This window comes from Rhodopseudomonas palustris, from assembly GCF_003591005.1.
GTDB classification, from domain to species: Bacteria; Pseudomonadota; Alphaproteobacteria; order Rhizobiales; family Xanthobacteraceae; genus Rhodopseudomonas; species Rhodopseudomonas palustris_K.
Genome location: NZ_QYYD01000008.1, coordinates 61,301 through 84,566, shown reverse-complemented (window position 1 = coordinate 84,566; position 23,266 = coordinate 61,301). Strand labels below are relative to the sequence as shown.

The following is a 23,266-nucleotide window of genomic DNA, read 5'->3' as shown; positions in this document are numbered from 1 at the left end:
CGATTGTGAGTGCGGCTACCTCGCGAGCCAAGGAGACTGCTGGTGTCCCCATCCCCGACCATCCGCCTGCATCCCGACGACGCGGTGCTGATCGCGCGGACGACGTTGCTGCCCGGCGTGGAGGTGGCGCCCGGTGTCAGCACGAGCGATCGCATTCCCGCCGGCCACAAGGTGGCGATCCGCGTCATCGCGCCGGGCGAGCCGATCCGGCGCTACGGCCAGATCATCGGCTTCGCGACGCAGCCGGTCGCGCCGGGGCAGTGGGTGCATACGCAGAATTGCGGCATGGGCGACTTTTCCCGCGACTACGCGTACGGCGTCGACGCGCGGCCGACCGCCTATGTCGATACACCCGCCAGCTTCGACGGCATCGTCCGCGCCGACGGCCGCGTCGCCACCCGCAACTACATCGGCATCCTCACCAGTGTGAACTGCAGTGCCCATGTCGCCTCGATGGTGGCGGACGTGTTCAAGCGCAACCCATTCAGCGGCCACGATCCGCTGGCCGATTTCCCGAACGTCGACGGCGTCGTCGCGCTGACCCACAAGACCGGCTGCGGCATGACGCAGGACGAGCCGCTGACCATCCTGCGCCGCACCCTCGGCGGCTACGCGCGCCATGCCAATTTCGCCGCCGTGGTGGTGCTCGGGCTCGGCTGCGAGATCAATCAGATCGGCGGGCTGATGGCCGAGCAGAAGCTCGCCGGAAGGTTGCGCGAACTCGAGATTCAGCAACTCGGCGGCACCCGCAAGAGCGTCGAGGCCGGCGTGGCGTTCGTGCGCGAGGCGCTGGCCGATGCCAACAATGTCAAGCGCGAGAAGGTCGCCGCCAGCGAACTCACCGTCGCGCTGCAATGCGGCGGCTCGGATGGTTACTCCGGCATCTCGGCCAATCCGGCGCTCGGCGCCGCGAGCGACTTGTTAGTCCGCTACGGCGGCACGGTCGTGCTGTCGGAGACGCCGGAGACCTACGGCGCCGAGCACCTGCTGACGCGCCGTGCGGTGTCGCGTGAGGTCGGCGAGAAGCTGGTCGGGCTGATGCGTTGGTGGGAGGACTACACCGCGCGCGAGGGCGCCGAGATGAACGCCAATCCGTCGCCCGGCAACAAGGCCGGCGGCCTCACCACCATTCTGGAGAAATCGCTGGGCGCGATGGCCAAGGCCGGCTCAACCAATCTGGTCGACGTGCTCAACTACGCCGAGGCGATCACGCGCAAGGGCTTCGTGTTCATGGATACGCCCGGCTACGACCCGGTGGCCGCCACCGGCCAGGTCGCCGGCGGCGCCAATCTGGTCTGCTTCACCACCGGCCGCGGCAGCGTGTTCGGTTGCAAGCCGGCGCCGTCGATCAAGCTCGCCACCAACACGCCGATGTTCACCCGGATGGAAGACGACATGGACATCAACTGCGGCACCATCCTCGACGGCGCCGAGAGCGTCGAACAATGCGGCCAGCGCATCTTCGAATTGATCCTGAAGACCGCGTCCGGCCAGCCGACCAAAAGCGAAAGCTTCGACTTCGGCGCAGCGGAGTTTGCGCCGTGGGTGCAGGGGGCGACGATGTAGGGGGCGGTGAAGCCTGGAACTGAGAGCCGGGCTTCACGTCGGCCATTGAAACGATTGCTTGTCCACGTCATTGCGAGCCGAAGGCGAAGCAATCCAGCCGGGTGCACGGAGCTGGATTGCTTCGTCGCTTCGCTCCTCGCAATGACGCAGAGGCGGCGCGCGCCACAAACTCGAGCGCTTTGGAATACTGGGTCGCCCGCCTGCGCGGGCGCTAACGTGGTGGGTGGGGCGATGACGCGGTGCTTGGGGCGATGACGCGGTGCTTGGGGCTCCGCCCCATCCTTAAGCACGCCTTGCCCTTTGTTCGCACTTGATTGGTCCGGGTTCCGGTGTTCTGCTTAAAAAGAATGCTGGAGCTGCCCTGTGTCGATCTTCGTCGCCCTACATCACGTCACGCACTATAAATACGACCGCCCCATCGACCTCGGCCCCCAGACCATCCGGCTGCGTCCGGCGCCGCATACGCGGACGCCGATCCTGTCGTATTCGCTGAAGGTCACGCCGGCCAATCACTTCATCAACTGGCAGCAGGATCCGCAGGGCAACTGGCTGGCGCGGTTCGTGTTTCCGGAGAAGGCCAGCGAGCTCAAGATCGAGGTCGACTTCACCGCGGCGATGACGGTGATCAATCCGTTCGACTTCTTCGTCGAGAGCTACGCCGAGAGCTTCCCGTTCGCCTACAGCGCCGACCTGCAGCACGAACTCGCGCCCTATCTGGTCACCGAGCAGCCAGGGCCGCTGTTCCAGGCGTATCTCGATCAGATCCCGCGGCAGGCGGAGAGCACCGTCAACTTCCTGGTCGACCTCAACGCCAAACTGCGCGAGCGCGTCAACTACATCATCCGCATGGAGCCCGGCGTGCAGACGCCGGAGGAGACACTCAGCAACGGCTGCGGCTCGTGCCGTGACTCGGCGTGGCTGCTGATCCAGACGTTGCGCCATCTCGGCCTCGCGGCGCGGTTCGTCTCCGGTTACCTGATTCAAATCAAGCCCGACATCCAGGCGCTGGACGGCCCGAAGGGTGCCGAGAGCGACTTCACCGATCTGCACGCGTGGGCCGAGGTGTATCTGCCCGGCGCCGGCTGGGTCGGCTTCGACGTCACCTCGGGGCTGCTCGCCGGCGAGGGCCATATCCCGGTCGCCGCGACGCCGCATTATCGCACGGCGGCGCCGATCTCCGGCGTGGTCGGCTTCGCCAATGTCGACTTCAACTTCGAGATGAAGGTCGAGCGTATTCGCGAGGCGCCGCGGATCACATTGCCGTTCTCCGACGAATCCTGGGCGCGGCTCGATGCGCTGGGCAATCAGGTCGACACCGATCTTGCCGCGCAGGACGTGCGGCTGACGATGGGCGGCGAGCCCACCTTCGTGTCGATCGACGACATGGAATCGCCGGAGTGGAACGTCGCCGCGGTCGGCGGCGCCAAGCGGATGCTGGCTGACGATCTGATCCGCCGGCTGCGCACCCGGTTCGCGCCGGGCGGCCTGCTGCATTTCGGCCAAGGCAAATGGTACCCCGGCGAAAGCCTGCCGCGCTGGGCGTTCGGCCTGTACTGGCGCAAGGACGGCGCGCCGATCTGGAAGAATGCCGACCTGATCGCGCCGGTGTTCGGCCAGCGCCCCGCCAAGGTCGAGGAGGCCGAGCAGTTCGCGATCGGCACCGCCAAGCGGCTCGGCATCGACACCGACTACGTGCTGCCGGCGTTCGAGGATCCGAACCATTGGCTGCAGAAGGAAGCCAGCCTGCCGCCGAACGTCGATCCGTCCGACAGCAAGCTCGCCGATCCGGAAGAGCGCGCGCGGATGGCGCGGGTGTTCGATTCCGGGCTGACTACGCCGAAGGGATTCGTGCTGCCGATCCAGGCGTGGCAGGCCGAAGCGCAGCAGCCGAAGAAGCGCTGGCGCAGCGAGCGCTGGCAACTGCGCCGCGGCAACCTGTTTCTGGTGCCGGGCGATTCGCCGATGGGGCTGCGGTTGCCGATCGCCTCGCTGCCGCATATCCCCGAAGACGACTATCCGTACATCACCGAGCGCGATCCGCTCGATCCGCGCGGTCCGCTGCCGAACTACGCGCCGATGAGTTTCGCGCCGCCGCCGGCGGCCGAGCCCGAGCAGATGCCGGTGTTCGAACAGCCGGTGGCCACCACGGGCGCTGCTAATCAGGCCGTCGAGGAGCAGAAGCTGCGCAAGGGCGGCGTCCGCACCGCGATGTCGATCGAGATCCGCGAAGGCGTGCTGTGCGCCTTCATGCCGCCGACCGAGAAGATCGAGGACTATCTCGAGCTGATCGCCGCGGTCGAAGCAACGGCCGAGGAAATGCAGCTCCGGGTCCATGTCGAAGGCTATCCGCCGCCGTTCGATCCGCGCATCGAAGTGATCAAGGTGACGCCCGATCCCGGCGTGATCGAGGTCAACATCCATCCGGCGCAGAACTGGCGCGAGGCGGTGAGCACCACCTTCGGCCTGTATGAAGAAGCCGCGCAGGTTCGGCTCGGCGCCAATCGCTTCCTGATCGACGGCCGCCACACCGGCACCGGCGGCGGCAATCACGTCGTGGTCGGCGGCGCCAGCCCGGCCGACTCGCCGTTTTTGCGCCGGCCCGATCTGCTCAAGAGTCTGGTGCTGTTCTGGCAGCGGCATCCGTCGCTGTCTTATCTGTTCTCCGGCATGTTCATCGGCCCGACCAGCCAGGCGCCGCGGATCGATGAGGCGCGGCACGATTCGCTGTACGAACTGGAGATCGCGCTGGCCCAGGTGCCGCCGCCTGGCGTGAAAGCGCCGCTGTGGCTGGCCGACCGGCTGTTTCGCAACATCCTGGTCGACATCACCGGCAACACCCACCGCGCCGAGATCTGCATCGACAAGATGTTCTCGCCGGACAGCCCGACCGGCCGGCTCGGCCTGGTCGAATTCCGCGCGTTGGAGATGCCGCCCGATCCGCGCATGTCGTTGGCGCAGCAGCTGCTGATCCGCGCGCTGATCGCGATGCTGTGGAAGCAGCCGCTCGACGGCAAGTTCGTGCGCTGGGGCACGGCGCTGCACGACCGTTTCATGCTGCCGCATTTCCTCTGGGAGGACTTCCGCGCCGTCCTCGGCGAGCTCGGCCGCGCCGGCTATGCGTTCGAGCCGGAGTGGTTCACGGCGCAGCTCGAGTTTCGCTTTCCGGTGTTCGGCAGCGTGTATCACGGCGGGGTCACGCTGGAGGTGCGGCAGGCGCTGGAGCCGTGGCATGTGCTCGGCGAGGAGGGCACCGCCGGCGGCACGGTGCGCTATGTCGATAGTTCGGTCGAACGGCTCCAGGTCAAGGCCGAGGGCTTCGTCGAGGGCCGCCACGTCATCACCTGCAACGGCCGCCGGCTGCCGATGACGCCGACCGCGCGCTCCGGCGAGGCGGTGGCGGCGGTGCGGTTCAAGGCGTGGCAACCGGCCGCAGGGCTGCACCCGACCATCCCGGTGCATTCGCCGCTGGTGTTCGACATCGTCGACACCTGGAACGGCCGCTCGCTCGGCGGCTGCGTCTATCATGTGGCGCATCCCGGCGGGCGGTCCTACGAAACGCGCCCGGTCAATTCCTACGAAGCCGAGGCGCGGCGGCTGGCGCGCTTCCAGGATCACGGCCACACCCCGGGCAAGATCGACCCGCCGCACGAAGAACGCACACTTGAATTCCCCTTGACCCTCGACTTGCGCACCCCGCTGCTGCATTGATTCAAGCTGCAGAGGGGGCTTCCATGGCGCAGGGCGGCAGTCAGGCGAAACGCGTCCGTCCGCGCGACCGAAAGGTCGCGCAATGGACGCGCGATTATACGAGGCTGCCCGGCATCCCGGACGAATTCCTCGGCGACGACGGCATGCCGCGCCCGGTGTGGTCGCGCTATTTCGACGCCTTCGCGGCGCTGTCGGCCGACGAAATCGAGCGCCGCTTCGGCGCCGCCGACCGGCATCTGCGCGACGCCGGCGTCACGTACCGGGCGCCGACCGATGCCACCGAGCGCCCGTGGTCGCTGAGCCACGTGCCGCTGCTGATCGACGAAGCCGAATGGCAGCAGATCGCCGCCGGCATCGCGCAGCGCGCCACACTGCTCGAAGCCGTGCTGCAGGACCTCTACGGCGACGGCCAGCTGATCGCCTCGGGCGCGATCCCACCCGCGGCGATCGCCGGCAGCCCGGAATATCTGCGTGCGATGGCGGGCGTGAAGCCGCCGGCCGGGCGCTATCTGCGGATCTACGCGGCCGATATCGGACGTGGCCCCGACGGCCGCTGGTGGGTGCTGGGCGATCGCACCCAGGCGCCGTCCGGCATGGGTTACGCGCTGGAAAACCGCCTGGTGCTGTCCCGCGCCTTCACCGATCTGTACAAATCGATGAATGTCGAGCGCGTCGCGCCGTTCTTCGAGGCGTTTCGCGACAGCCTGCGCGCCAGCGCCGACCGCGACGAGCCGCGGATCGGCGTGCTGACCCCGGGACCGTTCAGCGAGACCTATTTCGAACACGCCACGCTGGCGCGCTATCTCGGCTTTCTGCTGGTCGAGGGCGACGATCTTGCGGTGTCCGGCGATCGCGTCCACATCCGCACCGTCGCCGGGTTGAAGCGGCTCGACGTCCTGCTGCGCCGGGTCGATTCCAATTCACTCGACCCGCTCGAACTCGACGCCTCGTCGCAGCTCGGCGTGCCCGGCCTGATCGACGTGCTGCGCAAGTCGGGCGTCGTCGTCGCCAACATGCCCGGCGCCGGCGTCATCGAGGCGCGGTCGCTTCTCGGCTTTCTACCAAGCCTCAGCCGTCGCCTGCTCGGCGAAGATCTGAGGATGCCGCACATTGCCACCTGGTGGTGCGGCCAGGCCTCGGCGCGCGAGGAGGTGCTGTCGCGGCTCGACGACTTCGTCATCGAAGGCGCCTACGGCCAGACGCTGCCGGGGTTCTCGCACAAGGGGCCGGTGCTGCCGGCCGAGTTGCCGCCGGTGGTGCGCGATCATCTGCGCGAGGCGATCGCGACGCGCGGCATGGATTACGTGGCGCAGGAGCAGGTCCGGCTGTCGACCACCCCGGTATGGGATGACGGCAAGCTGGCGCCGCGGCCGTTCGTGCTGCGCGTCTTCGCCGCCGCCACCGAGCACGGCTGGTCGATCATGCCCGGCGGCTTTTGCCGGATCGCCGAGCGGCTGGACTCGCGCGCGGTGTCGATGGGCGAGGGCGCCCGTGCCGCCGACGTTTGGGTGGTGTCGGAAGGCGCGGTGTCGACCGCGTCGCTGCTGCCGGCGGTCGACAATGTCCGCATCCGGCGCATCACCGGCTTGCTGCCGAGCCGCGCCGCCGACAATCTGTTCTGGCTTGGCCGCTATCTCGAACGCGCCGAGGCGACGCTGCGGCTGGTGCGGGCGCTCAGCGTGCCGCAGCGCGACCCCGGCAAGGGTCCGCAGCATCAGGCGATCGAGCGCATCCAACGGCTGCTGATCAGCTGGGGCGCGACCTCGCTGACCGCGCGCACCCAGACCGCGAAGATCGCCGCCGACGCGCTGCACAGCGAGGAGGAGTTCGGCTCCGCGCTGTCGCTGATCCGCGCCGCGCAGCGCAACGCCTCCTCGCTGCGCGAGCGGCTGTCGCCGGACGCGTGGCAGGTGATCACCCAGACGGCGGATCGGCTGGCGGAGCCGGCCGAGGACGAGGAGGCGGTGATCGCGCTCGCCGAGATCACCCTGCAGGAGCTCGCCAGCTTCTCCGGCCTGTCGCAGGAAAACATGAACCGCGCCGCCGGCTGGCGCTTCCTGCGGCTCGGCCGCCGCATCGAGCGCGCTATCAACACCGCGCGCTGGACACGGCAGTTCGCCGGCGAGGACGCCTCCGCCGAAGACCTCGACGTCCTGCTGACGCTGATCGATTGCCAGATCACCTATCGGTCGCGCTATCTGTTGGCGCCGCTGCTGGCGCCGGTGCGTGATCTCGCGGTGCTCGATCCGTATAATCCGCGCTCGGTCGCGTTTCAGGTTCAGGAGCTCAACGAGCACATCGCCAGCCTGCCGACCCTGAAGGAAGGCGGCATGATCGAGCGGCCGCAGCGGCTCGCCGTGGCGCTGCAGGCGACGCTGACCACGGCGGAAGCGTCGGAGCTCGACAGCCGCAAGCTGTTCGCGCTCGAGCAGGACCTTCTGTCGCTCGCCGACGCGATCGGCTCGCACTATTTCCCGCACGGCGCCAGCGCGACGCGGCCGGAGAAACTGACGGGGCTGGCGTGATCTACGATATCCGTCATGTCACCAGCTACAGCTACGGCAGCCAGGTCAGCTTCGCGCGCTGCTCGCTGCGGCTGACGCCGGTCACCGATGTGCACCAGAAGCTGATCTCGCACAGTATCGAGATCAAGCCGAAGCCGGCGACGCGAACAACGCGCGTCGATTTCTTCGGCATCCCGACCGAGAGCATCGTCATCGAGACGCCGCACAAGGCGTTGCGGATCGACAGCCGCTCGCGGGTCGCGATCGACCGCGTGCCGCCGGCGCGCGATGCCGGCAGCAGCGCCTGGGAGAGCGTGCGCGAATCGGCGCTGCAATGCGCCAGCCTCGATGCCCACGCGCCGGTCGGCTACGTCTTTCCGAGCGCGCTGGCGCCGATCCAGTCGGCCGTGACGCGCTATGCGGCCAAGAGCTTTACGCCGGCGCGCGGCATCCTTGCGGCGACCGCGGAGCTGATGCGGCGGATCCACACCGACTTCAAATACGACTCCAAGGCCACGGTGATCTCGACGCCGCTCGCCGAAGTGTTCGAGAAGCGGCACGGCGTCTGTCAGGATTTCGCCCATGTGATGATCGCCGGACTGCGCGGGCTCGGGCTGCCGGCCGCCTATGTCAGTGGTTACTTGCGCACCTATCCGCCGCCAGGCAAGGAGCGGCTGCAGGGCGCGGATGCGACCCATGCGTGGGTGTCGGTGTGGTGTGGCAATGAGACCGGCTGGGTGGATTTCGATCCGACCAACGACCTGCTCGTCGCTAACGATCACATCGTGCTGGCGGTCGGGCGCGATTTCTCCGACGTCTCGCCGGTCGACGGCGTCATCGTCGGCTCGCGGCGGCAGAAGCTGGCGGTGGCGGTGGACGTGATCCCGGTGGAGTAAGCGCGGGTCGCGCATCGGCATCACCGATGCTACGATGCAGCGCGTCGCCCGCCGGGCGCGGCGCCGGAGAGGCCATGTCCTATCGTCACGTCATCGGCAACGTTGCCTATGTGTTCGACAATTTGCGCGACCTGCTCGCCAAGGCGACGCCGCCGCGCTCCGGTGATCGGCTCGCCGGCATTGCCGCCGAAACTGCCGAGCAGATGGTCGCCGCACGCATGGCGCTGGCCGACCTGCCGCTGCGACGGTTTCTCGACGAGTCGGTGATCCCCTACGAAGACGACGAGGTGACGCGGCTGATCGTCGATGGCCACGATGCGCAGGCGTTCGCGCCGATCGCCTCGCTCACGGTCGGCGGCTTTCGCGACTGGCTGCTGTCGGATGCTGTGACCTCGGCCGTGCTTGCGTCGATCGCCCGCGGCGTGACGCCGGAGATGGCGGCGGCGGTGTCCAAGCTGATGCGCAATCAGGATCTGATCCTGGTGGCGAAGAAGTGCACGAACGTCACCCGCTTTCGCAACACCATCGGGTTGCCGGGACGAATGAGCGTACGGCTGCAGCCCAATCATCCGTTCGACGACGCCCGCGGCATCACCGCGTCGATTCTCGACGGCCTGCTGCTCGGCGCCGGCGACGCCTGCATCGGCATCAACCCGGCGAGCGACGACCCGGCGGTGCTGGGCGATCTGGTGCGGCTGCTCGACGACGTCGTCACGCGTCTCGACATCCCGACCCAGGGCTGCGTGCTCACCCACGTCACCACCTCGCTGCAGCTGATCGAGCGGGGCGCGCCGGTCGATCTGGTGTTTCAGTCGATCGCCGGCACCGAGGCGGCCAATCGCAGCTTCGGCATCGACCTGGCGCTGCTGAGGGAGGCCCACGACGCGGGTTTGAAGCTGAAGCGTGGCACGGTCGGCGACAACGTGATGTATTTCGAGACCGGGCAGGGCTCGGCGCTGTCCGCGGGCGCCCATCACGGCGTCGATCAGCAGACCTGCGAGGCGCGCGCCCACGCGGTGGCGCGGGCGTTTGCGCCGCTGCTGGTCAACAGCGTGGTCGGCTTCATCGGTCCCGAATATCTCTACGACGGCAAGGAAATCATTCGCGCCGGGCTGGAGGATCATTTCTGCGGCAAGCTGCTCGGCCTGCCGCTCGGCGTCGACATCTGCTACACCAACCATGCCGAGGCCGATCAGGACGACATGGACACGCTGTTGACGCTGCTGGCGACCGCCGGCGTCAACTTCATCATGGGCGTGCCGGGCGCCGACGACGTCATGCTGAACTACCAGTCGACCTCGTTCCACGACGCGCTGTACGTCCGCGACCTGCTCGGCCTGAAGCGCGCGCCGGAGTTCGACGAGTGGCTGCGGCGCGTTGGTCTCGCCGGTGCAGACTTCCGCCTCGCGGCGACCGATGGACGTTTGCCTGAATTTGCCAGCCGTCTGATCGCCTGACGCGTCTGCAGCTCCACGGCCGTGCTGTCCCGCAAGGCTCCCGAAGAAATCAGTGGCCGCACGAATTGCACCGTGATTAGATCGGGATAGCGAAGTTCGGTTGGTATTGTTTTGCGGAATTCGGAACCAGATTCGGCATTGAACGGTTAGGTCAGACGGCTTGAATTCGCCCCGTCATTCGAACCGCTCTGGGCTCCGGCAAACAGATCAAGGACGGGCTTGAAGAATTGTTCCCTGTGGGGGTCTGATGAGAGCTGAATCCGGCAACACGAGCCGTCGCATTCTGTGTGTGTTCCCGCGTTACACCAAATCCTTCGGCACGTTTCAGCATGCTTACCCGTTGATGGACGGCGTCGCCGCGTTCATGCCGCCGCAAGGCTTGCTGGTGATTGCGGCCTATCTTCCGGAAGACTGGTCGGTTCGATTCGTCGACGAGAATATCCGCGCCGCGACGGCGGAAGATTTCGAGTGGGCGGACGCGGTGTTCGTCAGCGGCATGCACATCCAGCGCCAGCAGATGAACGACATCTGCCGCCGCGCCCATGATTTCGATCTGGCGGTCGCGATCGGCGGCCCGTCTGTGAGCGCCTGTCCGGATCACTATCCGAACTTCGATTATCTGCACATCGGCGAACTCGGCGACGCCACCGATCAGTTGATCGCCCGGCTGGCGCACGACGTCAGCCGGCCGCAGCGCCAGATCGTCTTCACCACCGAAGACCGGCTCGATATGACGCTGTTTCCGATCCCGGCCTATGAGCTGGCGGAATGCAGCAAATATCTGCTCGGCAGCGTGCAGTATTCGTCGGGCTGTCCGTATCAGTGCGAGTTCTGCGATATCCCCGGGCTGTACGGCCGCAATCCGCGGCTGAAGACGCCGGAGCAGATCGTCACCGAACTCGACCGCATGGTCGAATGCGGCATTCGCGGCTCGGTGTATTTCGTCGACGACAATTTCATCGGCAATCGCAAGGCCGCGCTCGATCTGCTGCCGCACCTCGTCGAATGGCAGAAGCGCACCGGCTTCCAGCTGCAGCTCGCCTGCGAGGCGACGCTGAACATCGCCAAGCGGCCGGAGATCCTGTCGCTGATGCGCGAAGCGTATTTCTGCACGATCTTCTGCGGCATCGAGACGCCGGATCCGACGGCGCTGAAGGCGATGCACAAGGACCACAACATGATGGTCCCGATCCTCGAAGGCGTGCAGACGATTTCCAGCTACGGCATGGAAGTGGTGTCGGGCATCATTCTCGGCCTCGACACCGACACGCCGGAGACCGGCGAATTCCTGATGCAGTTCATCGAGCAGTCGCAGATCCCGCTGCTCACCATCAACCTGCTGCAGGCGCTGCCGAAGACGCCGCTGTGGGACCGGCTGGAGCGCGAGGGCCGGCTGGTCCACGACGACAGCCGCGAGTCCAATGTCGACTTCCTGCTGCCGCACGATCAGGTCGTGGCGATGTGGAAGGACTGCATGGCGCGCGCCTACGAGCCCGAGGCGCTGCTCAAGCGCTACGAGTATCAGATCGAGCACGCCTACAAGACGCGGCTGCATCCGGTGACGCCGCAGCGCGCCTCCAAGGCCAACATCAAGCGCGGACTGACCATATTGCGCAACATTTTCTGGCAGATCGGCGTCCGCGGCGACTACAAGCTGGCGTTCTGGAAATTCGCGCTGAAGCGGCTGATCCGCGGCGATATCGAAAACCTGCTGCTGGTGATGGTGGTGGCGCACCATCTGATCATCTACGCGCGCGAGGCTTCGCAGGGCCAGGCCAACGCGTCCAACTACTCGATCCGGCTGCGCGAAGCCTCGGTGCCGGCGGAGTAGTCGGGTGGCGGTGAGTGCCCGACACTTGGTGTCGGCTGGTCCGTTTGCGACCAGCAGGCAGAGCGTCCGCCTTGTCGTTCATTCATTACAGTCGTCATGGCCGGGCTTGTCCCGCCTGCGGGGCCGAAGCCCCTTCGGCGCGGCGAAGGCCCGGCCATCCACGCCTTTCTTGCGGTGGCGCTGCAAAGGCGTGGATGCCCGGCACAAGGCCGGGCATGACGTGGGGAGAGGAAGTGGCCAACAGCTCTGGCCGAGCATTGAGCCGATCCCGCGCGGCAGTCGCTTGGCGGAGCAGGCATGACAACGCCAACTCGCTCATTCGCCGATCTGCGCCGGCTGACGCCGGCCCGCGTCGCGCTCGGCCGCTCCGGCGTCAGCCTGACCACCGACGCGTTGCTCGATTTCACGCTGGCGCATGCCCGCGCCCGGGATGCGGTTCACGCCGCCTTCAACGCGGACGGCCTCGCGGCGGAACTCGCTGCGCTGGGTTTGGCGCCGCTGGCTGCAGCGAGCCAGGCAGCCAATCGCCGCGACTATCTGGCCCGCCCGGACCTCGGCCGGCGCCTCGATCCTGCGGCGCGCGCCGTGCTGCAGCAGCACGGCTCGGCCGCCGATCTGGCGATCGTGGTCGGCGACGGCCTGTCGCCGACGGCCGTCACCGCGCAGGCCGCCGAGGTCGTCCGCCGGTTGCTGCCGCGGCTGGCGGCCGGCGGCATCAGTGTCGGGCCTGCCGTGGTGGCCAGCGGCGCCCGGGTCGCGCTCGGCGACGAGATCGGCACGCTGCTCGGGGCCCGCATCGTGCTGGTGCTGATCGGCGAGCGTCCCGGCCTGTCGGCGCCTGCCAGTCTCGGCGCCTATGTGACACTTGGCCCAGGACCCGGCCGCACCGATGCGGACCGAAACTGCGTGTCGAATATCCACGCCGCCGGTATCAGCCCGGCCGAAGCTGCGTTCAAGATTGCGTGGCTGGTGCGTGAGGCGTTGTCACGCGGGATCTGCGGTGTTGCCCTCAAGGACGAAAGCGGGGATGGTGGCGCCGCGCCAGAGCTGCCGGCGCCCTGACGCGCGGCATGGCGCCGGATCGCGTGGGGCCCGCGAATCTGATCGAGTGTGCCCTGTGTGCTCCCTGAAACGGCGCACGAGCCTGTACATCCGCCCGATGATCCCATCGCCTGCCGTCACGGAGTTGATCGTTTCCGAGCGACACGGAGATGGCGTCGCGCTGGGAATTGCGTCGAATACCTTCTAGAGCGCTGGTTCGATTTCGATCAGAACTGGACCCGCTTGAGCGTCTTCCGGTGCGGCGAGGTCGCAATCGTGCCGGAATTGTCGCGAACCTGAATGACCGCCAGAACGGAACAGCGCATGCTGAACAAGAACGTCCCGGATCCCGAAGTCGACGAGGCGCATCGCCGAAGGCTCAGCATCGCCTTCGGGCTGGAGCGGATGGGCCTGATCGCGGTTCGGGCGCCGATCCTGTCCTGCATCATCCTGGCGGTGCTGATCGTCGGCGCGATCTTCGGCATTCAGCGCATCCAGATCGACGATTCGCTGAGCCAGCTGTTTCGCTCCGATACCAAGGAGTTCAAGCAGTACGAGGAGGTCACCAAGCGCTTCCCGTCGACCGAATACGACGTGCTGGTGGTGGTCGAAGGCAAGACGCTGCTGGAGCGCGAAAACCTCGAAAAGGTGCGTGACCTCGTCACCGACCTGCAGCTGGTCGACGGCGTCCGCGGGCTGATCTCGCTGTTCTCGGCGCGCCAGGCGCCGGAGCCCGGCAAGCTGCCGGCGGCGCTGTTTCCCAACGAACTGCCGGAAGGCGAGGCCTACGACAAGTTCATCGCCACCGTGAAGAGCAACGAAATCATCCGCGGCAAGCTGCTGTCGGAAGACGGGACGCTGGCGCTGATCGTGCTGTCGCTGTCGCCGGAGATCGTCAGCAACAACAAGCTGTCCGGAACGATCGGCGAGATCCGCAAGGTGATGACCGAAGATCTCGAAGGCACCGGCCTCACTCGAGAGCTGTCGGGCGTGCCGGTGATGCAGCTCGAAATCCGCAACGCCGTCGAGCGCGACGGCCTGATCTATAACATCGCCGGCATCCTGGCCGGCTGCATTATCGCCATCCTGTTCTTCCGCAAGATCTCGTTCATGGTGGTGGCGGCGTTTCCGCCGCTGCTGGCGATCCTGCTGTCGCTCGGCGTGCTGGGCTGGGCCGGCTTCAGCCTCAACATGTTCCTCAACGTGATGACGCCGCTGATCATGGTGATCAGCTTCGCCGATTCGATGCAGCTCACCTTCGCGGCCAGAGACCGGCTGATCGCCGGCGAGGACAAATACACCGCGTTCAGGAACGCCGTGCTGGTGGTCGGCCCGGCCTGCGTGCTGACCCACGCCACCGCCGGCATTTCCTTCATCGCCCTACAATTCTCCGACTCGGACCTGATCCGCGCGTTCGGCGAGGCGGGCCTCGTCGCCACCGTGATCGCCCTGATCGCGGTGCTGTCGCTGGTGCCGGTGTTCGGCGTGCTGCTGGTGCGCAACGAGCAGGCGTTCGCGGCGAAGTTTCAGGGCGCCGATTTCGGCGTCAACGCGCTGCGCCGGTTCTGCGCCTTCATCGCGCAGCGGATGGTCGGTCATCCCGGCCTGTTCAGCCTGCTGGCGCTGCTGCTGGTCGGCGGTCTCGGCGTGATCTACGCCAATCTCGAACCGCGCTACCGGCTGGCCGATCAGGTGCCCGACAAGGAGCAGGCGGTGCAGGCGAGCGGCCGGCTCGACGCCAAGCTCACCGGCGCCAATCCGATCGACGTGCTGATCGAATTCCCGAAGGGCCAGACGCTGTATTCGCCGGAGACCCTGCAGGTCATCGCCGACGTCCACAGCATGGTCGAGAAGCAGGCCGGCGTCGGCAACGTCTGGTCGCTGGAAACGCTGCGCCGCTGGCTCGCCGAGAAGGCGCACACCGACGACGTCGCGACCCTCAAGGAATATGTCGACGTCATCCCCGAGCATCTGACGCGGCGCTTTATCTCGGCCGACCAGACCGCCGTGGTGGTGTCCGGCCGCGTGCCGGATCTCGACTCCGCGCAGATCCTTCCGGTGGTACAGAAGCTCGACCACGCGCTCGACACCGTGCGGCAGAAATATCCGGGCTACGAGGTTGCGGTCACCGGCCTGTCGGCGATCGCGGCGCGCAACAGCGCCGACATGATCTCCAAGCTCAATCATGGTCTCACCATCGAATTCCTGCTGGTGGCGGTGTTCATCGGCCTCGCCTTCCGCTCGGTGGTGGTGATGTTCGCCTGCATTCTGCCGGGCATCTTCCCGGTGGTGCTGTCGGGCACGCTGCTGTGGCTGATGGGGGAGGGTCTGCAATTTGCCAGCGTCGTGGCGCTGACGGTGTCGTTCGGCCTCGGCCTCAGCGCGACGATTCACTTCCTCAATCGTCTGCGGCTGGAGAGCCCGCCCGGCACCAGCGCGGCGCTCGCGGTCGAGCGCGCCACCGTGCTGGTCGGCCCGGCGCTGATCCTCACCACGGTGGTGCTGGCCTGCGGCCTCGGCGTCACGGTGTTCTCGGACCTGCCGTCGCTGCGGCTGTTCGGCTGGCTCAGCGCCTTCGCGATGGTGGCGGCGCTGATCGCCGATCTGTTCATCCTGCGCCCCACCGCGATGTGGCTGATCAGCACCGCGGAGCGGCTGCGCGGCAACAGCCGCAAGGCGGGGCCGGTGGTGTAGGCCGCCTTTCCCCATCGGCAAGCGCAGCAAACAACCCTCGGGCCAGCTGGTCCGAGGGTTTCGTTTCAAGATTTGGTATGAGCTGGAGCTGCCTGTCCTCAGGCATTCGCGGCGCGTCGCGACGACTCTGCGATCAGTTCGGCGGTGCTCGGCAGTTGCGCGAACGGCGTCTGCAGCGCCGCCAGGATCACCGCCTGAACCTGCGCGGCGGGAAATTGGACGCCGTTCCACCGCAGACCCCGGGCGGCGCAGGCGTCGGCCGCCACCGTAACGGCGTAGCCGAGATCGAACGCCGCCCGGGCGGTGGAGTCGATGCAGGTTTGCGTCATCGCCCCGCAGATCACCAGTTCGGCGATGCCCGCCCGGCTCAGCAGCGGATGCAGCCAGGTGCCGCGAAACGCGTTGGGGCTGGTCTTGGCGATCACCGCTTCGCCGGCGGTCGGTCGCAGGCTGGCGTGGATTTGGGCGCCGCTCGTGTGCACCACCAGCGCCCCGAGTTCGGCCGGCGCCTGATGCCGAACGTGAACGACGGGCGCGCGCGCCCACCTGAAATGCTGCAGCAGCCGGCGGCAATTGTCGGCGGCCTCGATCATCCCCGTCAATTCGAGCGCGCCGCCGGGGAAGTAGTCGTTCTGCACATCGACGATCAGCAGCGCCCGGGTCATCGCGACCTCACTGCAGCGGCAACACGTTGAGCGACGGCGACTCGGTTTGCAGCAGGCAGCCGCCGACCTGCACTTCGAGCTGATAGTTGTAGCGGCCGGGCGGCAGGTCGGGCAGCACCATGCCGGCCCAGTAATCGTAGACCGGGGTCACGCCGGGAGTGTAGGACGGCGACACCGCGATCGCCGGGGCGCCGTAGATCTGCAGATGCGTGCAGACCTCGCGATCGAGAAAGCGGATCTTGCTGATCCGCGCGCCGGTGAGATTGCCGATCGGATAAATGATCCAGTTGATCACCTGACCCTGCGTACAGGTGGTGCTCAGCGCCACCGTGCCCTGGCCGTCGCTGCGCGAGCCGTCGGAAGTCACGCAATTGTCCATGATGAACAACTCCTGCTCGAGCGACTGCTTAATCAGCGCGCCACCGATGTCGAGCACGGCGACGATGTTGAGCTGGACGGAATTCAGCGGAAGCAGCATCCGGTCTCTCCATTGTTGGGGGTGTTCGCCGCGCGCCGAACCTCACCGCGGCTTTGCGGGCGACGGCGACGGGGCCGGAGCGGTTGCGGCTGCGGCGGGGGCGGCCTGGGCCGGCGCGGGCGGATCGCCGATCAGCGCCGGCGACGTGCTGATCGCGAATTCGCCCTTGTGGCTGCCGAGCTTGAATTTGAGAGTGTAGGGGATCGGCCCGTCCAGCTCTTTCCTGATCTCGCCGAGCCAGTACACCACGTTGGTGCCGGGATAGACGTCTTTTCTGACGTCGCAATAATCCTTGTACTTCTTGTCGATCTCGACGCCGCTGATGCTGATATACGCCTCGCACTCCAGCGGGATCGACGTCCACACGACCTGGTCGCCCTTGGAGACCCTGGTCTGGAGCGCCTCGGTGCCTTCGTCGCGCGAGCCTTTGCTCTTGTTGTCGTCGAACAGATAGAAGCTCCCGGTCAGATCGTTTGCGGCCAGCGCGCCGACTACATCCACCACCGAGACGATCGCGATCGTGTTCATGTCACTCTCCAGCACGGTGCGCCACATCGGCGCCTGGTTGGCGGCGTCGCTCAGGCCGGCAGGATCGCCGGCGTGGCCGAGAAGCCGTTGATGGCCGTATGATCGGTGACGTCGAGATAAGCCGCGTAGGGCAGGGTGATCGACCGCTCGACCCACTGTCCGCCGCTCAGCTCCGAGTAGAACAGCACGACGTCGATCAGGTAGGAGTAGTAGCCGACCCGGCTGGTATCGACACTCGCGCTCCAGTACAGGCCGTCGGAGAACAGATCGGGCGAGCCGTATTGCGCCGGGTAGATCACCCGCAGATCGACCGCTTCGCCGTAGATGTTGCTGATCAGCGGATTGGGGTAATGCACGCGCGTGCCCTCGGGAGCGGCGCGGGCGGCGATGTTGGCGCGAAGCGCCGGGCTCGCCGCCTCGCGCAGATCGCGGCCGAGAACATCGACGATCCGTCGTGTCAGCCGCGGCAGCACCGGCTCCGGCTCGGGCTCCGGCACTGGAGCCGGCTCCTCTCCGGCAGCGAGGCGCTGGGCGGAGAGGCGCCGGGCCGCGAGACGCGGCTCGGCCGACTGGACGTGCCGCGCCAGTGCTTCACGCGACGGCGCGTCGAGGAAGAACGGCTGCGGCAGCGTCGGCGGCGGGCTGGAGACCCCGTAGGGCAGCCAGTTCAGCACCTGCACGTCAGGCTGCCCGGTGATCCTGACGCCGTTGATCTTTGTCACCAGATGCGGCGTGCCTTCGCCGGTCGACCCGGCTGATTTGCCGTTGTCGACGAGATAGATATTTCCCTCGAGCGACCCGGCCTCGATCGCCGCGGCGCTGTCGATCATCAGGACGATTCCGAGCTGCTGGCTCATGACTGTGCTCCGGTCCACGACAGGACGTTGAGCGCCGGGGTGTCGATCGACAGGACGCTGCGCTCGCCGCGTCCAAGCTGAAATTGCAGCCGGTAGCCGTAGCGTCCCGGCGGCAGGCAGCAGGGCACCAGCCCGGACCAATAAGTCCACTGCGGCGCACCGCCCGCCTCCGGACCCGGCGTGAATCTCGCCGCCGGACCGTGGGGGGCCAGATCGAGGATGCGGATTTCGGAGATTAGTGCGGGACTCTGCACGTCGATCGCGTGCACCGTCCAGCTGATCGGCTGGCCCGGATAACAAGCGGTGGCCAGCTCTGCCGTGCCCTTGCGTTCGCTGCACCAGCCGTCATCGGCCATGTAGACGTGATTGCGCAACGAGCCGCTCGACAACGCGGCGATGGTGTCGACGATGGTGACGATATTGACCGCATGCATCATCATTCTCCGCGTTGCCGGATCGGCTGACCGACCGGTGTCATTGGTCATCGCCGTCGCCGTGGCGCGTTCGCCGGGCGATTTCGTCAGGTCTGGTCTCGCAACAACGGCACTTTGCCGACGCTGGTGCGGTGGATCTCGTCGGAAGACCGCGCCACGAAGCGCAGCTCGAATTGGTAGCCGGTCCGGTCGATCGCCGGGACGTTGGCTTCGCCTTGGTTGAACAGTGACAGCGCCTGAATCAGCGCGTCGACGAAGATGCGGCGGACGCCGTCGTGGCCGAGCGCATGGGCCAGCGCGGCATTCAGCGCGGCCGGATTGTCGACCGCGCCGAGCAGCGTGAGGGTCTTGCCGCGGCGGTCGTTGCAGAACTGCAGGTCGTGACAGGCCGCGTCGAGATCGAAGCCGAGTGGCTTGGTCTTCCGACTCAGCGCCGCATAGACCTGCGGCGCGGCGTATTGGGTGTCGCACAGATGGATCACGTCGCCGCTGCGCCCGGCGAATTCGAACTGGTGTGTCCGCAAGCCGGGCCCGGTCAGGTTCGGCCGCCTGATCACGCGGTCGCCGAGTTTGTAGCGCGGCAGCGGCGCTTCGTGGGCATGCAGCCGTGTCACGACGAGTTCGCCGACTTCGCCCTCGGCGACCCAGCGGCCATCGGCATCGACGACTTCGACGAGATGCAGACCCGGGACAGTGGCCAGCAGCGGAGAGGCGGTGGACAGCTGCAGCCCGATGGTCTCTGCCTGGGTCGCGGCGAAGTAACTCAGGATTGCGAGGTTTGGATAAAGTGCCCGCAATTCCGCCTGCTTGCGCTGGGGTAGCAAGCCGCTGCCATACAGCGCGACGCGAAGCTCGCCGCGGGCCTGCTCCGCAAGTCCGAGCCCGAGCTCGCTCAGCAGGCCGATGCCGGCCGAGATGCCGAGGATCGCCTTCGGACCCCTATAGCTCATCATGTGGTGATACACGTCCCGGGTGACCGGGCCGGCGCCGATGTAATTGACGCCGGGAATTTTCTGCAGCACGCCGCCCACCATCGTGCCGCTGCTCCACATCTGGTAATCGGCCAGCGTGGTCAGCACCCATTTCGGCGCCTCGCCCGCGAGATGATCGCGGAGCTGATAGCGGCCCATGAACTCGCCGGCGAGTTCGTAGGTGTCGGCGAGTTCGCGCAGCGAATACACTGTTTCGGCCGGCAGTCCGCTGCTGGTGCCGCCGCTGGCGACGATCTCGAAGCCGCCACGGCGTAGCGGCACCACCAGTCCGGGCCGCTCGCCCATGTAGAAGTCTTGCATCAACTCCTTGGTGGACAGCGGGATCGCCTGCCACTGCTCGAAGTCGCGCGGCGCCGCCTTGACGCCGGCGTGCGTCAGCCGCTCCGCCCACAACGGGTTCAGGCGCAGCGTATTGACCATCTGCTGCAGCCGCCGCAGCACCAGAGCATCCTGAACCGCGGCGGCGGCTTCGGCGAACGGTGTCCGCAGCATCCGTTCACAGCTGCGGAGCTTGCCGAGAAATGCCGGGAGCTGCGCCACGGCGTCGGCCGAGTTCGGCTGCAATTCCTCCGGCGGAATCAGCCGCGTCACCGGAGTCTCTTCGCTCCGCTGCGACTTGCGGCTCGATGCGGTTGCGACGGCCATCTTCACACCCATTGGCTGACCTCGGGCTGCGCGCGCTCTGCGCCCGCCAGAATCTCCAGTCCGATTTTGCGGATCTGGCGTAGCAGCTGCCGCACATGCGTCGGCTCGATCCGGTGGTTCATCATCACCAGCCGCAGCGCGGCGGTGCCGTCGAGCTCCACCTGCGAAATGAAGAAGTCGCCCTCTGCGCGGACGCGGTCGCGGATTTCGACCTGGAAATTACCGAGCCGCGACTCCGGCAGTCCGGCCGGGCGATAGCGGAAGCACAGGATGTTGGCTTGCGGAACGTGCAGCGTCTCGAAGTCAGGCTCGCCGGCGATGATCTTCTCCGCATCCGTGGTCGCCCGGCAGAGCAGCGCGATCTTGTCGGCGAACGGAGCCGGCCCATACATCGCCCACGACACCCACAGCGGCATGATCATCGCGCGCTTGGTGCATTCCAGATTCTTGCCGGCGCCCTCGTAGTCGGCGTGGCCGTTGGCGTGTTTGTCGAACACGTAGCTGGCGTCCTGCCGGAAGGCGCCGCGGGCCTTGTCCTTGTCCTTGTAGAACAGCAGCGTGCACGCTGCCGGAACGAACAGCAGCTTGTGAGCATCCCAGGTGAGCGAATCGGCCCGGGCGATGCCGTGCAGCCGGTGGCGGAGTTGGTCGCAGAGCAACAGGCTGGCGCCATGGGCGCCATCGATATGCAGCCACAGATCCTGTTCGGCGGCGATGTCGGCGAGCTGATCGATCGAGTCGAACGCGCCCACCGAGGTGCTGCCGGCCGAGCCGACCAGACAGAACGGCTGCAGCCCGTGCCGCCGCGCCGCCTCCAGCGTCCGCTTCGCCGCGGCGATGTCGATGCGGCGCTCGCGGTCGATTGGCAGCCGGATGATCTGGCCTTCGCCGATCCCCAGGATTCCGGCGGCGCGGCAGATGCTGTAATGCGCGTCGGCACCGACGGCGATAGCAGGGCGAGGCTGTCTGGTGCCGGCGAGGCCTTCGCTCCAGGCATGCGGCAACCGGTCGTTGCGCGCCGCCAGCAGCGCCGTCAGATTGGCGAGCGAGCCGCCGGAGGTGGTGACCATCGTGAACCGATGCGGCGCGAAGCCGACGAAGCGGTTCAACTCGTCCGCCATGATCCGCTCTGCGATGTTCGGAAGTTGCGCGGCCTCGTAGAACGAGGCGGGCTGGTTGAGGATCGAGCCGGCCAGGTCGACCACGGCCGCAAGCGGCAGCGGGCCGGAAAATTGCCTCCCCATATAGCCGGGCGAATACAGCTGGATGCCGGTGCGGATGTAGAGATCGAGGATCGCGGCGAGCCGGCCGGCGTCGGCCTCGGGGCTGGCGGCGCTAGGACGTTCGGTGAGGGCCTGTGCCGTCTCCAACAGCGCCGGTGGATTGCTCAGCGCCAGTCCGCGAACCGAACGGTCGGCCAGATAATGCTCCAGCCTGCCACTGACCAATTCGACATAGTCCCGGAACATCGTCGGCTCGAACAATGCGTCCAGCGTCTTCGGCGTCGGAATGATCGGACCCTTGAATACCACCATGACGGCTGTCCCTTATTTACACAACCAGAAATTGTATAAGTGAGTTTATATGCAACTTTTGGATGTGCAATGCCGGCGAGCGCCCGCGGTCTCAGGAGAAAAGTCGTAAGTGTAGTTACTGACACGCTAGAGTTGCAGGAAGCCACAAACAAAAACCCCCTCGGAATCGCTTCCGAGGGGGTTCAGGTTGCAGGCTGTTGTGCGGATCAGCCCCTGGTCATGCTGATGTTGACGCCGCGAATGTCGCCCTTCGAGCTGATCGCGACCGACTGCTTGTTGCCGCGGGTGGTCAACGAAATGCTGGCGGCAAAGCCAGCCGCTTCGACGAACACTTCGATGTTGCCGCCGCCGGCCTTGCCCTGCAGGTTGCCATTGATGTTGCGGCTGGCTTCGCTCCAATTGCCGGAGATCCGGTCGCCATTGCTGGCGACGTCCGCGGTCAGGTCGAACTTGTAGCTGTCGCTGGCGCAGCGCAGTGTCTGCGCGAGCTGGTTGCCGCCGCCGCCGACCTTGTAGGTGGCGCGGCAGCGAATTCGCTCCTTCGTACCATCGGATAGAGCGACGGTGCCGGTGCCGGACCACGAGCCTTCGAACCCGGCAAACGGGCCCTCGGCGTGGCTCGCGGATGCCGACAGCAGCATTGCCGTAGCAACGCCGGCCGCCTTCAGCGCGTGAAACGAAAACGATGAACGAAGCAGTGTCATTCTTGCCTACCCCTGGGAAATCATGCCGAAACGACGCTGCGCCGGTTCAGCCTGTTAGTGTGTTCGCGTACAGACAGGTTCAAATCAAATAATACGTGGGTTGGTTCCCCGCAACGAAGCTCGGTACCACGTCGGCGCGCGGCTGGCGCACGCCGGCCACACCGGCCTTGCCGCATTCCTGTCGTAAATTCGCAACGGCGCAGGAAGAAATCGCGCGGGGCTATGCCGGCGTTTGAAACATGGTCGCAAGTGTCGCACTATGTGCGCAAATTTGGCCGCATTCGCGCGGCTAAATGACGGTCTGCACACGACGAGTCGATCGAGGCTTCGCAGCCTGTCTGGAGCGCCTTTGACGCCGATCGACGATGCTTCTGGTTTTCCCCGTACTATCGAAGGACTAAAATGCAAAAGATCTTGGTTGCGCTGACGCTGCTCGTCCCGCTGTCCACCGGCGCTTTCGCTCAGCAACAGCAACAGCGCAGCGGCACTCCCGAAGAGCAGGCGGCGTGCTCGCGTGACGTGTCGCGCCACTGCCGCGCCCTGATGGATCAGGGTGACTTCGCCATCCTCGCCTGTCTCAAAGAAAACCGTCCGAAGATCAGCCGCGCCTGCAACCAGGTGTTGGTGAACCACGGCCAGTAATCGCCGATACTGCATCGGACGGACGCCGGTCGTCCGTCCGGGTGGTGCGGCGACGATCTGACGTGGCCCTGCGGCTGTCTGGGCCGGGC

The 23,266-nt window shown here is 66.5% G+C and carries 17 protein-coding genes; 9 read left to right on the top strand and 8 right to left on the bottom strand.

The window, feature by feature from the left end; genetic code table 11:
- The first annotated feature begins 42 nt into the window (after window positions 1–42).
- From D4Q52_RS09525 to D4Q52_RS09490, 8 genes are all read left to right on the top strand, one after another.
- Entirely contained in the window at window positions 43–1,566 is a 1,524-nt protein-coding gene (locus tag D4Q52_RS09525) for a UxaA family hydrolase (RefSeq protein WP_119856318.1), read from the top strand.
- Between the two features lie 363 nt (window positions 1,567–1,929).
- Window positions 1,930–5,274, top strand: coding sequence for a DUF2126 domain-containing protein (locus tag D4Q52_RS09520; protein WP_119856317.1), 3,345 nt, complete (start codon window positions 1,930–1,932; stop codon window positions 5,272–5,274).
- Between the two features lie 23 nt (window positions 5,275–5,297).
- On the top strand, window positions 5,298–7,799 hold the full coding sequence (locus tag D4Q52_RS09515) for a circularly permuted type 2 ATP-grasp protein (protein WP_119856316.1): 2,502 nt from the start codon (window positions 5,298–5,300) through the stop codon (window positions 7,797–7,799).
- Window positions 7,796–8,674, top strand: coding sequence for a transglutaminase family protein (locus D4Q52_RS09510; RefSeq protein WP_119856315.1), 879 nt, complete (start codon window positions 7,796–7,798; stop codon window positions 8,672–8,674). The genes D4Q52_RS09515 and D4Q52_RS09510 overlap by 4 nt, the downstream gene beginning before the upstream one ends.
- 74 nt (window positions 8,675–8,748) lie before the next feature.
- On the top strand, window positions 8,749–10,131 hold the full coding sequence (locus D4Q52_RS09505) for an ethanolamine ammonia-lyase subunit EutB (protein WP_119856429.1): 1,383 nt from the start codon (window positions 8,749–8,751) through the stop codon (window positions 10,129–10,131).
- 247 nt (window positions 10,132–10,378) lie between these two features.
- On the top strand, window positions 10,379–11,962 hold the full coding sequence (gene hpnP / locus D4Q52_RS09500; protein ID WP_119856314.1) for a hopanoid C-2 methylase: 1,584 nt from the start codon (window positions 10,379–10,381) through the stop codon (window positions 11,960–11,962).
- A 297-nt stretch (window positions 11,963–12,259) separates the two neighbouring features.
- Window positions 12,260–13,024, top strand: coding sequence for an ethanolamine ammonia-lyase subunit EutC (gene eutC / locus D4Q52_RS09495; RefSeq protein WP_119856313.1), 765 nt, complete (start codon window positions 12,260–12,262; stop codon window positions 13,022–13,024).
- 303 nt (window positions 13,025–13,327) lie between these two features.
- On the top strand, window positions 13,328–15,697 hold the full coding sequence (locus tag D4Q52_RS09490; RefSeq protein ID WP_119856312.1) for an efflux RND transporter permease subunit: 2,370 nt from the start codon (window positions 13,328–13,330) through the stop codon (window positions 15,695–15,697).
- A gap of 98 nt (window positions 15,698–15,795) precedes the next feature.
- Here D4Q52_RS09490 and D4Q52_RS09485 read toward each other — a convergent pair whose 3' ends face one another.
- The 8 genes from D4Q52_RS09485 to D4Q52_RS09450 all read right to left on the bottom strand — a co-directional run bounded on the left by D4Q52_RS09485 (window position 15,796) and on the right by D4Q52_RS09450 (window position 22,535).
- A complete protein-coding gene (locus D4Q52_RS09485; protein WP_119856311.1) occupies window positions 15,796–16,362 on the bottom strand; it encodes a cysteine hydrolase family protein in 567 nt (188 codons plus the stop codon).
- A 7-nt stretch (window positions 16,363–16,369) separates the two neighbouring features.
- Window positions 16,370–16,840: a hypothetical protein gene (locus tag D4Q52_RS09480; protein WP_119856310.1), complete on the bottom strand. Its 471-nt coding sequence runs from the start codon at window positions 16,838–16,840 to the stop codon at window positions 16,370–16,372.
- Between the two features lie 42 nt (window positions 16,841–16,882).
- Window positions 16,883–17,368 (bottom strand): hypothetical protein, encoded by a 486-nt coding sequence (locus tag D4Q52_RS09475; protein WP_147407778.1) that lies wholly within the window; start codon window positions 17,366–17,368, stop codon window positions 16,883–16,885.
- 50 nt (window positions 17,369–17,418) lie between these two features.
- The gene (locus D4Q52_RS09470; RefSeq protein ID WP_119856308.1) at window positions 17,419–18,225 is read right to left on the bottom strand and encodes a hypothetical protein; all 807 of its coding nucleotides are present in this window, start codon (window positions 18,223–18,225) and stop codon (window positions 17,419–17,421) included.
- On the bottom strand, window positions 18,222–18,659 hold the full coding sequence (locus D4Q52_RS09465; protein WP_147407777.1) for a hypothetical protein: 438 nt from the start codon (window positions 18,657–18,659) through the stop codon (window positions 18,222–18,224). The genes D4Q52_RS09470 and D4Q52_RS09465 overlap by 4 nt, the downstream gene beginning before the upstream one ends.
- Window positions 18,660–18,745: 86 nt before the next feature.
- The gene (locus D4Q52_RS09460; protein ID WP_119856306.1) at window positions 18,746–20,296 is read right to left on the bottom strand and encodes a hypothetical protein; all 1,551 of its coding nucleotides are present in this window, start codon (window positions 20,294–20,296) and stop codon (window positions 18,746–18,748) included.
- A gap of 2 nt (window positions 20,297–20,298) precedes the next feature.
- On the bottom strand, window positions 20,299–21,831 hold the full coding sequence (locus tag D4Q52_RS09455) for a pyridoxal phosphate-dependent decarboxylase family protein (protein ID WP_119856305.1): 1,533 nt from the start codon (window positions 21,829–21,831) through the stop codon (window positions 20,299–20,301).
- 206 nt (window positions 21,832–22,037) lie between these two features.
- On the bottom strand, window positions 22,038–22,535 hold the full coding sequence (locus D4Q52_RS09450; protein WP_119856304.1) for a hypothetical protein: 498 nt from the start codon (window positions 22,533–22,535) through the stop codon (window positions 22,038–22,040).
- A gap of 402 nt (window positions 22,536–22,937) precedes the next feature.
- On the opposite strand from D4Q52_RS09450, the gene D4Q52_RS09445 reads away from it, so the two are divergent.
- Window positions 22,938–23,177, top strand: a complete 240-nt coding sequence (locus D4Q52_RS09445) for a hypothetical protein (protein ID WP_119856303.1) — start codon at window positions 22,938–22,940, stop codon at window positions 23,175–23,177.
- Window positions 23,178–23,266: the final 89 nt, after the last annotated feature.

What these genes read in the sequence shown, in the direction of transcription:
- D4Q52_RS09490 (WP_119856312.1), top strand. Translation starts at nt 13,328, where the DNA reads ATGCTGAACAAGAACGTCCCGGATCCCGAAGTCGACGAGGCGCATCGC.
- D4Q52_RS09445 (WP_119856303.1), top strand. Translation starts at nt 22,938, where the DNA reads ATGCAAAAGATCTTGGTTGCGCTGACGCTGCTCGTCCCGCTGTCCACC.
- D4Q52_RS09515 (WP_119856316.1), top strand. Translation starts at nt 5,298, where the DNA reads ATGGCGCAGGGCGGCAGTCAGGCGAAACGCGTCCGTCCGCGCGACCGA.
- eutC (WP_119856313.1), top strand. Translation starts at nt 12,260, where the DNA reads ATGACAACGCCAACTCGCTCATTCGCCGATCTGCGCCGGCTGACGCCG.
- D4Q52_RS09475 (WP_147407778.1), bottom strand. Translation starts at nt 17,368, where the DNA reads ATGAACACGATCGCGATCGTCTCGGTGGTGGATGTAGTCGGCGCGCTG.
- D4Q52_RS09470 (WP_119856308.1), bottom strand. Translation starts at nt 18,225, where the DNA reads ATGAGCCAGCAGCTCGGAATCGTCCTGATGATCGACAGCGCCGCGGCG.
- D4Q52_RS09505 (WP_119856429.1), top strand. Translation starts at nt 8,749, where the DNA reads ATGTCCTATCGTCACGTCATCGGCAACGTTGCCTATGTGTTCGACAAT.
- hpnP (WP_119856314.1), top strand. Translation starts at nt 10,379, where the DNA reads ATGAGAGCTGAATCCGGCAACACGAGCCGTCGCATTCTGTGTGTGTTC.
- D4Q52_RS09480 (WP_119856310.1), bottom strand. Translation starts at nt 16,840, where the DNA reads ATGCTGCTTCCGCTGAATTCCGTCCAGCTCAACATCGTCGCCGTGCTC.
- D4Q52_RS09460 (WP_119856306.1), bottom strand. Translation starts at nt 20,296, where the DNA reads ATGGCCGTCGCAACCGCATCGAGCCGCAAGTCGCAGCGGAGCGAAGAG.
- D4Q52_RS09455 (WP_119856305.1), bottom strand. Translation starts at nt 21,831, where the DNA reads ATGGTGGTATTCAAGGGTCCGATCATTCCGACGCCGAAGACGCTGGAC.
- D4Q52_RS09485 (WP_119856311.1), bottom strand. Translation starts at nt 16,362, where the DNA reads ATGACCCGGGCGCTGCTGATCGTCGATGTGCAGAACGACTACTTCCCC.
- D4Q52_RS09450 (WP_119856304.1), bottom strand. Translation starts at nt 22,535, where the DNA reads ATGACACTGCTTCGTTCATCGTTTTCGTTTCACGCGCTGAAGGCGGCC.
- D4Q52_RS09465 (WP_147407777.1), bottom strand. Translation starts at nt 18,659, where the DNA reads ATGCATGCGGTCAATATCGTCACCATCGTCGACACCATCGCCGCGTTG.